This window comes from Leucobacter triazinivorans (assembly GCF_004208635.1).
GTDB classification, from domain to species: domain Bacteria; phylum Actinomycetota; class Actinomycetes; order Actinomycetales; family Microbacteriaceae; genus Leucobacter; species Leucobacter triazinivorans.
Window position 1 is genome coordinate 2,159,734 of record NZ_CP035806.1, and the last position, 12,121, is coordinate 2,171,854.

General features: G+C 70.3%; 11 protein-coding genes. 8 read left to right on the top strand and 3 right to left on the bottom strand.

The annotated features are described in order from the left end of the window. Positions 1 to 43: 43 nt before the first annotated feature. Positions 44 to 904: a response regulator transcription factor gene (locus tag EVS81_RS09845; RefSeq protein ID WP_130110241.1), complete on the bottom strand. Its 861-nt coding sequence runs from the start codon at positions 902 to 904 to the stop codon at positions 44 to 46. Beyond that, on the bottom strand, positions 901 to 2,181 hold the full coding sequence (locus EVS81_RS09850; protein ID WP_130110242.1) for a sensor histidine kinase: 1,281 nt from the start codon (positions 2,179 to 2,181) through the stop codon (positions 901 to 903). Before EVS81_RS09850 ends, EVS81_RS09845 begins: the two co-directional genes overlap by 4 nt. A 200-nt stretch (positions 2,182 to 2,381) precedes the next feature. On the opposite strand from EVS81_RS09850, the gene EVS81_RS09855 reads away from it, so the two are divergent. The 3 genes from EVS81_RS09855 (at position 2,382) to EVS81_RS09865 (ending at position 6,009) form a co-directional block, all read left to right on the top strand. Next, the gene (locus tag EVS81_RS09855; RefSeq protein WP_130110243.1) at positions 2,382 to 3,293 is read left to right on the top strand and encodes an ABC transporter ATP-binding protein; all 912 of its coding nucleotides are present in this window, start codon (positions 2,382 to 2,384) and stop codon (positions 3,291 to 3,293) included. Then, positions 3,290 to 4,414, top strand: a complete 1,125-nt coding sequence (locus tag EVS81_RS09860) for an ABC transporter permease (RefSeq protein ID WP_130110244.1) — start codon at positions 3,290 to 3,292, stop codon at positions 4,412 to 4,414. The genes EVS81_RS09855 and EVS81_RS09860 overlap by 4 nt, the downstream gene beginning before the upstream one ends. A 161-nt stretch (positions 4,415 to 4,575) precedes the next feature. After that, entirely contained in the window at positions 4,576 to 6,009 is a 1,434-nt protein-coding gene (locus EVS81_RS09865) for a DHA2 family efflux MFS transporter permease subunit (protein WP_240740068.1), read from the top strand. Positions 6,010 to 6,342: 333 nt separating this feature from the next. Here EVS81_RS09865 and EVS81_RS09870 read toward each other — a convergent pair whose 3' ends face one another. Further along, positions 6,343 to 7,644, bottom strand: a complete 1,302-nt coding sequence (locus EVS81_RS09870; protein ID WP_130110245.1) for a TetR/AcrR family transcriptional regulator — start codon at positions 7,642 to 7,644, stop codon at positions 6,343 to 6,345. 152 nt (positions 7,645 to 7,796) lie between these two features. On the opposite strand from EVS81_RS09870, the gene EVS81_RS09875 reads away from it, so the two are divergent. From EVS81_RS09875 to EVS81_RS09895, 5 genes are all read left to right on the top strand, one after another. Then, positions 7,797 to 9,098, top strand: a complete 1,302-nt coding sequence (locus EVS81_RS09875; RefSeq protein WP_130110246.1) for an MFS transporter — start codon at positions 7,797 to 7,799, stop codon at positions 9,096 to 9,098. After that, the gene (locus EVS81_RS09880; RefSeq protein WP_130110247.1) at positions 9,098 to 10,879 is read left to right on the top strand and encodes a glycoside hydrolase family 3 protein; all 1,782 of its coding nucleotides are present in this window, start codon (positions 9,098 to 9,100) and stop codon (positions 10,877 to 10,879) included. The genes EVS81_RS09875 and EVS81_RS09880 overlap by 1 nt, the downstream gene beginning before the upstream one ends. A 260-nt stretch (positions 10,880 to 11,139) precedes the next feature. After that, a complete protein-coding gene (locus tag EVS81_RS09885) occupies positions 11,140 to 11,451 on the top strand; it encodes a thiamine-binding protein (protein WP_130110248.1) in 312 nt (103 codons plus the stop codon). 64 nt (positions 11,452 to 11,515) lie between these two features. Next, positions 11,516 to 11,749 (top strand): type II toxin-antitoxin system ParD family antitoxin, encoded by a 234-nt coding sequence (locus tag EVS81_RS09890; protein WP_130110249.1) that lies wholly within the window; start codon positions 11,516 to 11,518, stop codon positions 11,747 to 11,749. Beyond that, on the top strand, positions 11,746 to 12,036 hold the full coding sequence (locus tag EVS81_RS09895) for a type II toxin-antitoxin system RelE/ParE family toxin (protein ID WP_130110250.1): 291 nt from the start codon (positions 11,746 to 11,748) through the stop codon (positions 12,034 to 12,036). Before EVS81_RS09890 ends, EVS81_RS09895 begins: the two co-directional genes overlap by 4 nt. Positions 12,037 to 12,121 lie beyond the last annotated feature (85 nt).

The window sequence follows — 12,121 nt, forward strand, 5'->3', positions numbered from 1 at the left end:
GCACAATTGCCTCGGTCTCGGTGCCGCGGGGCGCGGCGCGGCGCTACACCGCGCCGCGCGTGTGCGCCCAGACGACGGCCTGGATGCGATCCCGCACGCCCAGCTTCTGCAGCACGTTCGACACGTGCGTCTTCACCGTCGCCTCGCCCAGGAAGAGCGCGGCCGCGATCTCGGCGTTCGAGCGACCCTCGGCCAGCAGGCCGAGCACCTCGCGCTCCCGCTCGGTGAGGCCCGCCCGCTCCATCGCGGCCGGCGTACCGGGGGAGTCGCTCGGGCCGGGCGAGGCGGGCGAGCCCGCAGAGGCGGGGGTGACGGCGGCGACGGCGGAATCCGGCGCACCGGGAATGCCGCGGGATCCGGAGCCGTCGGCGAGCCGGGCGGGATCCAGCGGCGGATCCGAGGGCGCGCGCCCGCTGCCCGACCGCGCGCGATCCGCAGCCACCCGCTCGATCACCGCTCGGGTGACATTGGGCCCCAGCAGCGCGTCGCCCGCCGCGAGCGACCGCACCGCGTCGATCAACTGCTCGGCCCGCGAGGTCTTGAGCAGGAAGCCGCTCACCCCCGCCGCGAGCGCGTCGAAGAGGTAGGCGTCGTGGCCGAAGGTGGTGAGGATCAGGATCGACGGCGCGGGGCCTGCCCGGCGGTCGCCGGCGCCGCCGGGCCCCTGCGTCGCGACGGTCGGAGCCCGAGGCGACAGGATCCTCCGCGAGGCCTCGATCCCATCCATCTCGGGCATCTCGACGTCCATGCAGATCACGTCGGGCCGCACGGTCGCCGCGAGCTCGACGGCCGACGCGCCGTTCGCCGCCTCCCCGACCACCTCGATGTCGGGCTCCGACTCCAGGATGATGCGGAAGCCCGACCGCACCAGCTCCTGATCGTCCACCAGCATCACGCGGATCATGCCGGCACCGTCGCCCGCTGGTGGAGCGGCACCCGGGCACGCACCATGAACCCGCCGCGCTCCCGCCGCCCGGCGCTGATCTCGCCGCCGACGGCTCCGACGCGCTCCCGCATGCCCTGCAGGCCGAGGCGTCCGCCCGGCGCGCCGCCGCGATCCAGCGTCTGTCGCACCCCGTCGTCGCTCACCTCGACCTCGACCGCGTCGAGCTCGAAGCGCAGGCGCACCTCAGCCGAGGCGCCGCGCCCCGCGTGCTTGCGCACGTTCGTGAGCGCCTCCTGCACCACGCGGTACAGGGCCACGTCGATGAGCAGCGGCAGGGGGCGGGCGTCGCCGGCGACGATGAGGGTGGCCGGCACCCCGGCGTGCCGCGACTCCGCGACGAGCGAGGCCAGGTGGGCGATGCCGATCGTGCTCGCCGAGCCCTCCGCCTCGGGGGTGCGCAGCGTGTGCACGAGCTGCCGCAGCTCCTCCACGGCTGTGCGCGCGCTCTCCTCGACCGTTTCGAGCGCCGCCTCCGCTCGTTCGGGATCGGTGGCGAGGCTGCGCCGCGCGGCCGCGGCCTGGATCCCCATCACCGAGACGTGGTGCGCCACCACATCGTGGAGTTCGCGCGCGATCTCGACGCGGTCGAGCGCCACCGCCTGTAGCGCGCTCGTCTGCCGCTCCAGGGCGAGCTCGTGCCCCTGCGCCTCGAGCAAGGCCTGCGTGCGCGCGGCGCGCCACGACCGCTCCCCGAAGTAGTAGGCGCCGCTGAAGTAGAGCAGGTTCATGACGATCTGGATGATCGCGTAGGTGGCGTATGCCGAGAAGATGCCCGAGCGCGAGAAGCCGGGAAACGCGTCTTCCTCGGACGACGCGATGATCAGGGAGAGCACCAGCCACACGATCATGCCGATGCCGATCCCGAACCGGCTCCAGAACGCCAGCACCCGGTGCCGCTCCCAGGCGCCCACGGTGTAGAGGGCGATGAAGAGGCAGATGTTGATGATGAGCACCTCGGGCACGGCGAACTCCCCGCACACGTAGAAGCCGCCCGCGACCACGAGCGCCACCGGCACCGGGTAGCGGCGGCGCAGCGCGAGCGGCAGCGTGCACAGGCCGAGGCCCAGCGCCCACACCCACGGCTCTGCCGGCTGCTCGAAGAGGCCGGCACGGGCGTAGAGCAGCGAGGTGAGCGTCGCCGCGAAGGCGAGCAGGATCGCGAGGCCGAGATCGGTGCGCAGCTCCGACGCGCCGGGTGCGGGTCTGCTCCACCCGGTGCTCATGATCTCGGCCATGCTGACCAGCGTAGAACCTGTCGTGCGGTCGCGCCTCCGCCGCACGGGGGAGGCCTGTCCCTCGATGCCCTCCCTCGATGCACTCCCTCCGCCCCCAACACACAGACGGGCGATCGACCCTCAGGAGGACGAGAATCCGCCGCGCGGGGGAGGCGCCCGCGCCCGGCACCCGGCAGGCTGGACTCGACGAAAGGAGCGAGATGATCGAGATCGCAGGCGTCTCCCGCAGCTTCGGCGAGCGGAGAGTGCTCGACGACGTGGGCTTCCGCGTTCAGGGCGGCCGCATGACCGGCTTCGTGGGGGGCAACGGAGCGGGCAAGACGACGACCATGCGCATCATCCTGGGGGTGCTCGCGGCCGACGCCGGCACGGTGACCCTCGACGGCCGGCCGCTCACGGCGGCCGATCGCGCGCGGTTCGGTTACATGCCCGAGGAGCGGGGACTCTACCCCAAGATGAAGGTGCTCGAGCAGCTGGTCTACCTCGGCCGGCTGCACGGCATGAGCGCGGAGTCCGCGAAGACCTCCGCGAGCGGCCTCATCGAGCGTCTCGGGCTCTCCGAGCGCGCCGGCGACACCCTCGAGAGCCTCTCGCTCGGCAACCAGCAGCGCGCGCAGATCGCGGCGGCCCTGGTGCACGAGCCGACCGCGCTCGTGCTCGACGAGCCGTTCTCCGGCCTCGACCCCATCGCCGTCGAGGTGGTGCTGGGCGTGCTGCGCGACTACGCGGCGCAGGGCGCGCCGGTGCTCTTCTCCTCGCATCAGCTCGACATCGTGGAGCGGCTCTGCGACGACGTCGTGGTGATCGGCGGCGGCAGGATCCTCGCCTCCGGATCGCGCGAGAGCCTGCGGGCCGAGCACTCGGGCAGCGCGTTCGAGATCGAACTCGCCGGTCCGGTCGGCGACGCGGGATGGGTGCGGGATCAGCCGGGCGTCGAGGTGACGCACCTCGACGGCGGGTTCGCACGGTTCGACGCGTCGGAGGAGGCCGCACAGGGCGTGCTCGCCCACGCGGTGGGGCGCTCGCAGACCCCCGGATCCCAGACCGTCGTGCGCCGCTTCGGCCCGGTCACGCCCACCCTGGCCCAGATATTCAAGGAGGTCGTGCAATGAGTACCCATACCGAACCCCGCGCGCGCGCCGGCGCGCGCCCGATGAGCGGGCCACAGGGCGCCTGGCTCGTCGCCGAGCGCGAGATCACTACGAAGCTGCGCAGCAAGGCGTTCGTCATCTCGAGCATCGTGCTGCTGCTGTTCGTGCTCGCCGGCGTGCTGGTGAGCGGATTCCTCGCGCAGTCGGGCGGTCTCGGCGGCCCGACGAAGGTCGCCGTGGTGGGACAGAGCGCTCCCGGGCTCGCCGATCTGGGCTTCGAGGTCACCGATGCGCCGGATCGCGCTGGCGCCGAGCAGCTGGTGCTCGACGGCGAGGTCGACGCGGCCGTGCTCCCCGGCGGCGACACGCCCGTCGGGCTGACCGTGCTCGCCTCGGACAGCCCGCCGAGCGACGTGCTGCAGGCGCTCTCGGCCGTGCCGACCGTCGAGCTGCTCGCGCCGACCGCCGAGAATCCCGCGCTCGCCTACATCATCGCGGTCGCCTTCGGCGTGCTCTACATGATGAGCGCGATCACCTTCGGTACCACGATCGCCCAGAGCGTCGTCGAGGAGAAGCAGACCCGCATCGTCGAGATCCTGCTCGCCACGGTTTCGGCGCGCACCATGCTTGCCGGCAAGATCCTCGGCAACAGCATCCTGGCGCTCGCGCAGGTGGTCGCGATCGTGGCGATCGCGTCGGTGGGCATGCTGGCGACCGGGCAAGATCTGCTGCTCGGCGAGCTCGGCACCTCGCTCATCTGGTTCGGCGTGCTCTTCGCCTTCGGATTCGTGCTGCTGGCGACGATGTACGCGGCTCTGGCCACGCTGGTGTCGCGGCAGGAGGACGTCGCCTCCGCCGTCAGCCCGGTGATGTGGCTGGTGATGCTGCCCTACTTCGCCATCATCTTCTTCAACGACAACCCGCAGGCGCTTGCGATCATGAGCTATATTCCGTTCTCGGCACCCATCGGTATGCCGATGCGGCTATATCTCGGTACGGCCGAGTGGTGGGAGCCGCTGCTGTCGCTCGGCGTGCTCGTGGTGTCCATCGCGGTGGTGCTCTGGATCGGCGCCCGCATCTACAGCAACTCCATCCTGCGCACCGGGTCGCGCGTCAAGCTCGGCGAGGCGATCAAGGGGTAGCGCCTTCGCGCGTGCCGGGCGCTGCGGGGCCTGTCGGGGCTCGGGAGTAGGCTGACCGGGTGAGCAACGACCCCGCACCCTCGGCGCGGCCGACCCCGCCCGGCACCGCTCCGCGCATCCGCCCGTGGGCGGCGCTGTGGTCGCTGGTGCTCGGCTTCTTCATGATCCTCGTCGACACGACGATCGTGTCGGTGGCGAACCCGTCGATCATGCAGGGGCTCGAGACGACCATGGTCGCGACCCTCTGGGCGACGAGCGCCTACCTGCTCGCCTACGCCGTGCCGTTGCTCATCACCGGACGGCTGGGCGATCGCTTCGGCCCGCGTCGCATCTACCTGATCGGGCTGACGATCTTCACGCTCTCCTCGCTCGCCTGCGGGCTGTCGACGAGCATCGAGGCGCTCGTCGCGGCGCGCGTGCTGCAGGGGCTCGGGGCCTCCCTCATGACGCCCCAGACCATGGCCGTGATCACGCGCATCTTCGCGCCGACCGAGCGCGGCTCGGCCATGGCCGTGTGGGGGGTCACCGCGGGCGTCGCCACGCTCGTGGGGCCGATCCTCGGCGGCTTCCTGCTCGACGCGTGGGGCTGGGAGTGGATCTTCTTCATCAATGTGCCGGTGGGGGTGCTCGCCTTCGTGCTCGCGATGAGCTTCGTGCCCCGGCTGCCCACGAGCGCGCACCGCTTCGACTGGCTCGGAGTGCTGATGAGCGCGGTCGGCATGTTCCTGCTGGTGTTCGGGATCCAGGAGGGGGCCAGCTACGACTGGGGCGTGATCTGGGGGCCGATCACCGTCTGGGGCATGATCATCGTCGGCGCCCTCGTCCTCGTGATGTTCGTGCTGTGGCAGCGCTGGCAGCGGGGCGAGCCCCTGATCCCGCTCCAGATCTTCCGCGACCGCAACTTCTCGGTCGGCACGGCCGCGATCGTGACCGTGGGGTTCGCGGTGACGAGCATGGGCTTGCCGCTGATGTTCTACCTGCAACTGGTGCTCGGGCTCGCGCCCACGCAGGCCGCACTGATGATGGTGCCGATGGCGGTGCTCTCGATCGCGCTCGCGCGGCCCGTGGGCCTGCTCATCGATCGCCGCGATCCGCGCCGGGTGCCGCTGCTGGGCTTGCTGCTCGTGGCGTCGGGCCTGCTGCTGTACGTGCTGCTGGCCCGGCCCGACACGCCCATCTGGCTGCTGCTGATCCCGAGCGCCGTGCTCGGACTCGGCAACGCGTTCATGTGGGGGCCGCTCGCGACGCTCACCACCTTCGGTCTCGCGCCGAAGTTCGCCGGAGCCGGATCCGGCGTCTACAACACGAGCCGGCAGGTGGGCGCGGTGATGGGCTCGGCGGCGATGGCGGCGCTCATGGAGTCGCGCATCAGCGCGCAGCTGGGTGCGGCCGCAGGTGACCTGGGGAGCTTCAGCGGAGAGGCCGGATCCGGCGTCTCCGCTCTGCCCGAGCCGCTGCGCGAGGGATTCGCCGCTGCCATGGCGCAGTCGATCCTCATGCCGCTGGGCGTGATCCTCGTCGGGGCGGCCATCGCCCTGTGCTTCGGCCCGCGACCGGCGCGCACCGGCGGGGTGCGCCTGCCCGTGGAGGGCTGAGGGCGCGGGCCTCCGCCTCTGTCGGGGCCGCGCGCGGGTTCGAGGCCGGGCACGGGTCGGCGGTCGGGCGCGGGTTCACGCCCGAGCGCGGATTCACCGTCGGGCACCCGGTCACCGTCATGCACGGGTTCGCCGTCGAGCACGGATTCGCGGCCGTGCGCGGATTCACCTTCGAGCGCGGGTTCGCCGGAGAACGGATTCACCTTCGAGCACGGATTCGCCGGAGAACGGCACCTCTGGGCCAAAACCACGTGCTCTCGGGTGAATCGGTGCTGCCGGATCATGGCTCGCGGGGCGGCGGCGCACGATCGGAGCCCTCTGCGCGCATCGGATTCAGTCGAGCGCGGGGAACGCGTCGACAGGTCGCGGCACCACATCTGCGAGATGGGCGTCGAGCTGCGCACCCACATCGACGGCCCCGCGGTCGTAGAGCCACTGGTACTGCAGCCCCTCCCACAGCGCCACCAACCAGATGGCCTCGTGCTCGGGATCCCGTCCAACGCCCAACTCGCCGTCGGAGCGAGCCCCGGCGAAGAGATCGCGGAAGTAGTCGAGCCCGGATTCGAAGCGATGCACGAAGTACTCGTGCGCCGGGTGCCCGATCGGCACGGCCTCGCATGAGAGCACGGCGTGCACCTGGATGAGACCGGGCTCGGACACGCTGTTCGCGGCGGCACCGCGAGGAATCGCCCGCACCGCTTCGGCCGCGCGATCCGCGTCGTCCGCCGCCGCAGCGGCCTGCACCGCGCGATCGCGTTCGACGAGCACCGCCCCGAGAAGCGCTTCCTTCGAGGGGTAGTGGTGCAGCAGCGTGGTCTTCGCGACACCCACGCGGTCGGCGACCTCGCGCAGGCTCGTGTCCCCGTAGCCGTCGCGCGCGAACAGAGCCATCGCGTCGGCGAGGATGCGGCTGCGCCGCTCGCGGCCGGGCCGATAGCCGCCCGATGACGCGGGTTCGGCGCGCAACGGCTCGCGCGGCAGGGGTGCCGGATCCGTCGGACGGTCGCCGCGCCGTGCGGCGCTGCCCGGGGGTGCGGCGAGCAGCACCTGATGCGCTTCCAGGCGCTCCACCACGTCGACGCGCCGGGGCAGGTACTGTTGCAGCAGTTGCAGCCCGTCCCACCCCGCGATCAGTCGCACCGCCTCGGCGTCGGGATCCCGTGCCGCATCGACGGCGCCGCGCCGGCTCGCTTCCCTCAGCTCGCACGCGACTCGGTGTCGCAGGGAGCCGTAGCGACTACGCATCGAGGCGTGGGCCGGGTGCGTCGAAGTCGACGCCTCGCCGGTGAGCGCCGCATAGAGTGCCGCGTACCCGGGCACGGTCGCGTTCCAGCGTGCGATCGTCGCGTAGTGGAGCCCGCCGGATCGGTCCTGGGCGAGTCGGTCGATCAGTTCGGGGGCCTCCCCGCGTTCGATCGCGTCGAGCACTGCGATGAGCAGCACGTCCTTGGTGGGGAAGTGCCTCAGGAGTCCCGCGACGCTGATCCCGGCAGAGGCGGCAATATCGCGCAGCGAGGTCGCCCGATAGCCCTGCTCGACGAACAGTCCGCGGGCAGCGGAGAGGATTGCGGCCCGCGTGCGCTCGGTCGAGGCCGCGCGTGCAGCACTCCTCGCCGTTCCCTGAGCGCCGCCCATCGTTCCCCATCTCTTCCGCGTCCCGTCGGCATCATATCAATCCATTGCGAACAGGCGGTCGGCTTTCTGTTAACAACCGGTCTATTTTGAGGTATCGTCTCCTTCACCCGGCATCACCGTCGATGCCCGGCGTCCCCGTCGAAAGGAACCTCATGACAGAGTTGTCACCGGTCGCAGATCCCGCTGCGCACGCGGCAGCCGAGAACGCCGGTGACGGCGCTTCACGCCAGGCGCCGCCGGGCTACACCGCCGGACTCGCGGCGGTTAATTTCGGCATTCTCATCGCACTGCTCACCCCGGTGCTCGTGTCGATGGCGTTCAAGCTGCAGCACATCTCGGCATCACCGGAGGAGACAACCGCTCGACTGGGCCTCGTGCTCGGAGTGGGCGCGCTGTTCGCGCTCGTCGCCAATCCGCTCGCCGGACGGCTCTCCGACCGCACCACTTCACGCTGGGGGATGCGGCGACCGTGGATCCTCGGCGGCACAATCATCGGGGTCGGCGGCCTCGCGATCATCGGCATCGCCCAATCGGTCTGGGCCGTTCTCGTCGCGTGGTGCCTCGTGCAGACCGCCATGAACGCTGTGCTCGCCGCGGCCAACGCCACACTGCCCGACCAGGTACCCCCGCGCGGTCGCGGCAAGGTGTCGGGCATCGTCGGCCTCGCGACCCCGGTGGGCCTGCTCGCCGGCAACCTGCTCATCAACTTCCTGTCTGACGACATCGCCCGCTTCGTCGTGCCCGGCCTCATCGGGCTCGCACTCGCGGGGGTGTTCGTCGTCGTGCTGAAGGACCGCCGGTTGACCGAGAAGCCGGCGCAGGCATTCACCATCGGTCAGTTCTTCGGTGCATTCGTGTTCAACCCCGTGAAGCACCCCGACTTCGGCTGGACGTGGCTGACGAAGTTCCTCATCATGTTCGGCTACGCGGGGATTGCCACCTTCCTGCCGTTCTACCTGACCGAGCGATTCGGCCTCGGCGAGCAGGAGGCCATCTCGACGATCCTCATCGCCAACGTCGCCTCGATGGCGATGATGATGATCTCGGGCCCGCTCGGCGGCATCCTCTCCGATCGCGCCGGCAAGCGTCGCCCGTTCGTGGCTTTCGCCGGCGTGATCATGGTCGTTGGTCTCCTGCTGCTGGCCTTCGCCCCGGACATCATCACGTTGATCATCGCCCAAGGGATCATCGGCTTCGGCACCGGCTCCTTCTTCTCGGTCGATCTCGCACTCGCCACCGAGGTGCTCCCCAATCCCGAGGACACCGCGAAGGATCTCGGTGTGCTCAACATGGCGAACGCTCTGCCGCAGTCGATCGCGCCCGCCATCGCGCCCGGGATCATCGCGCTCGGCGCATCGACACCGCTCGGCGGATACACCACCTGGTACGTCTTCGGCGCGCTCGTCGCGCTTGCAGGTGCCCTGCTCGTCTATCGCATCAAAGGAGTCCAGTAATGCACGATCTCACCAGTGACGCACGCACGACGCATCCGCGCGCAGACCGCCCGTGGCTCGCCCCCGGCCTCTCCGTCGAGGAGCGGGTCGAGCTGTTGCGGTCGGCGATGACGCTCGAGGAGAAGGCCGGGCTGCTGTTCCACTCCATGATCACTGTGGGAGATCTCGAGTCGGCCAACGCGATGTTCGGCATTCCGTCGGCGCGGGAGGTGGTGATCGACCGGCACATGACCCACTTCAACGTGGCCGGCGGCGCGCCGACGGGCCGCGAACTGGCGGAGTGGCACAACGCCCTGCAGCGGCTCGCGGCCTCCACGCGACTCGGCATCCCCGTGACCCTGTCGAGCGACCCGCGCCACTCGTTCAGCGAGAACCCGGGCGCCGCGATCCTCGCCGGCCCATTCTCGCAGTGGCCCGAACCACTCGGCCTCGCCGCGATCGGAGACGCCGAGCTCGTCGAGCGATTCGCCGACATCGCTCGGCAGGAGTACGTGGCGGTGGGCATGCGCGCCGCACTGCATCCGCAGATCGACCTCGCGACGGAGCCCCGATGGTCGCGGCAGTCGGCCACATTCGGCGAGGACGCCGAACTCGCCGGCCGGCTGGGCGCGGCCTACATCCGCGGGTTCCAGGGCTCCGCCTTCGGGCCGGGGTCCGTTTCGACGATGACCAAGCACTTCCCGGGCGGAGGTCCCCAGAAGGACGGGGAGGATCCGCACTTCGCGCACGGGCGCGAGCAGGTCTATCCCGGCGGGGCGTTCGAACTGCACCTGCGTCCGTTCGAGGCCGCGTTCGCCGCCGGCACGCGCCAGATCATGCCCTACTACGGCATGCCGATCGGCACTGAGCACGAGGAGGTCGGTTTCGGCTTCAACAGGTCGGTGATCACGGGGCTGCTGCGGGAGCGCTTCGGCTTCGACGGGATCGTGTGCACCGACTGGGGGCTCATCACCGACGCCGAGATCTTCGGCGAACCGTTCCCCGCGCGCGCCTGGGGCGTCGAGCATCTCACTCCGCCTCAGCGCATGCAGAAGGTGCTCGACGCGGGTGTCGACCAGTTCGGGGGCGAAGCATGCCCTGAGCTGCTCATCGAGCTCGTGAGGTCGGGCGCCGTGACCGAGGAACGGCTCGACCACTCGGTGCGACGGGTGCTGCGCGAGAAGTTCGAGCTGGGCCTCTTCGACACCCCCTATGTCGATGAGGACGCGGCTGATCTCATCGTCGGCCGGGCCGACTTCCGAGCCGCGGGGGAGGCGGCGCAGCGCGCATCGATCACGGTCCTCACGAACTCGGGCGCGCTGCCGCTCCCCCGCCGCCCGAAGCTCTACGTGGAGGGCATCGACCCTCGGATCGCGGCCCGCTACGGCGACGTGGTCGGCACCCCGGCCGAGGCCGAGTTCGCGGTGCTGCGCCTGCAGGCGCCCTACGAGCAGCGCGGCACGACGTTTGAGAACTTCTTCCACGCCGGATCGCTCGATTTCGCACCCGAGGCCATCGCACACGTGCGTGAGGTGGCGTCGGCTGTACCGACGGTGATCGATGTGCTGCTCGACCGCCCGGCGATCCTCGAGCCGATCGTCGAGGTCGCCGCAGCCGTCACAGTCAACTGGGGTGCCAACGCCGCCGCGCTGCTCGATGTGCTCTCGGGCGCAGCGACCGCGCAGGGACGGCTGCCGTTCGACATCCCGCGATCGATGGCGGCTGTCGAGGCTTCGCGCTCCGATGTGCCGTTCGACACGGCCGATCCGCTGTTCCGCTTCGGGCACGGTGTGCAGATCTGACGGGGCGTCGAGGGTCCGGCGCGGGTTCGCGGTCGGGCGCGGATTCGCGGTCGGGCACGGATTCACGCCGGAGCGCGGATTCGCCGGAGAACGGATTCACCTTCGAGCACGGATTCGCCGGAGAACGGCACCTCTCAGCCGAAACCATGTGCTCTCGGGTGAATCGGTGCTGCTGGATCATGGCTCGCGGGGCGGAGCGAGGGCTGGGATACTCGCTGAGGAAGCTCCTCTCGCCGAGAGGCCGGACGAAAGGCACGCGCATGATCCTCGCATTTTCTGTGGCGCCGAGCGGCGGCGGTAATCCTGACGGCTCGGTGTCCGAGGCCGTCGCGGCGGCCGTCGGAGTGGTGCGAGAGTCGGGTCTGCCGCACCGCACGAGCAGCATGTTCACCGAGATCGAGGGCGAGTGGGACGAGGTCTTCGCCGTGGTGAAGCGCGCGACCGAGGCGGTGCTGCCGTACGGATCCCGAGTATCGCTCGTGATGAAGGCCGACATCCGCCCCGGATATGAGGGCGAGCTCGACGGGAAGCTGGAGCGGCTCGAGGCTGCGATCGACCGCACCGGCGCGTAGCCGCTATCCCGCCTCCCTCTCCCGCGAGACCGCCGCTCTTACCAATCCTTGGTATCGTGGTGCTATGGCTCAGAACACCTCGATCAGCTTGGATTCGCACTTCTCGGACTTCCTCTCACGCGAGGTCTCCTCCGGCCGCTACCGGTCCGCCAGTGAGGTCATCCGCGCAGGGCTCCGGCTGCTGGAGGACCAGGAGACTCGGCTGGCGGCTCTGCGCGCCGCCCTCGTCGCCGGCGAGGAGAGCGGAGAGGCTGAGCCCTTCGACTTCGACGCGTTCGTCGCGGCGAAGAAGGCATGACCGGCTACCGTCTCACTCCTGCCGCCCGACGCGACCTCTCCTCCATATGGGATTTCACCCGGGAGAGCTGGGACGTGCGCCAGGCCGAGACCTATGTGATCGAGATCCGGGCCGCGATAGAGCGCATCGCCGACGACCCCGGACGGGGCCGTGCCTGCGATGAGATCCGCGAGGGCTACCGCCGATACGGCATCGGCAGTCACCTGCTCTTCTACATCGAGCGAGGGGAAGGCGTGGACGTGATCCGGATCCTGCACCAGCGCATGGACCCGACGCGGCACCTGTGAACGTAGGTCACACGATCACGGCAGTCGCCTGCGCCTCCCGCTGAGCCCCGCTTCTCCAGCCGCCTCCGGTTGTGCATTTGGGCAA

What these genes read in the sequence shown, in the direction of transcription:
- EVS81_RS09865 (WP_240740068.1), top strand. Translation starts at nt 4,576, where the DNA reads ATGATCCTCGTCGACACGACGATCGTGTCGGTGGCGAACCCGTCGATC.
- EVS81_RS09855 (WP_130110243.1), top strand. Translation starts at nt 2,382, where the DNA reads ATGATCGAGATCGCAGGCGTCTCCCGCAGCTTCGGCGAGCGGAGAGTG.
- EVS81_RS09860 (WP_130110244.1), top strand. Translation starts at nt 3,290, where the DNA reads ATGAGTACCCATACCGAACCCCGCGCGCGCGCCGGCGCGCGCCCGATG.
- EVS81_RS09895 (WP_130110250.1), top strand. Translation starts at nt 11,746, where the DNA reads ATGACCGGCTACCGTCTCACTCCTGCCGCCCGACGCGACCTCTCCTCC.
- EVS81_RS09890 (WP_130110249.1), top strand. Translation starts at nt 11,516, where the DNA reads ATGGCTCAGAACACCTCGATCAGCTTGGATTCGCACTTCTCGGACTTC.
- EVS81_RS09875 (WP_130110246.1), top strand. Translation starts at nt 7,797, where the DNA reads ATGACAGAGTTGTCACCGGTCGCAGATCCCGCTGCGCACGCGGCAGCC.
- EVS81_RS09850 (WP_130110242.1), bottom strand. Translation starts at nt 2,181, where the DNA reads ATGGCCGAGATCATGAGCACCGGGTGGAGCAGACCCGCACCCGGCGCG.
- EVS81_RS09880 (WP_130110247.1), top strand. Translation starts at nt 9,098, where the DNA reads ATGCACGATCTCACCAGTGACGCACGCACGACGCATCCGCGCGCAGAC.
- EVS81_RS09885 (WP_130110248.1), top strand. Translation starts at nt 11,140, where the DNA reads ATGATCCTCGCATTTTCTGTGGCGCCGAGCGGCGGCGGTAATCCTGAC.
- EVS81_RS09870 (WP_130110245.1), bottom strand. Translation starts at nt 7,644, where the DNA reads ATGGGCGGCGCTCAGGGAACGGCGAGGAGTGCTGCACGCGCGGCCTCG.
- EVS81_RS09845 (WP_130110241.1), bottom strand. Translation starts at nt 904, where the DNA reads ATGATCCGCGTGATGCTGGTGGACGATCAGGAGCTGGTGCGGTCGGGC.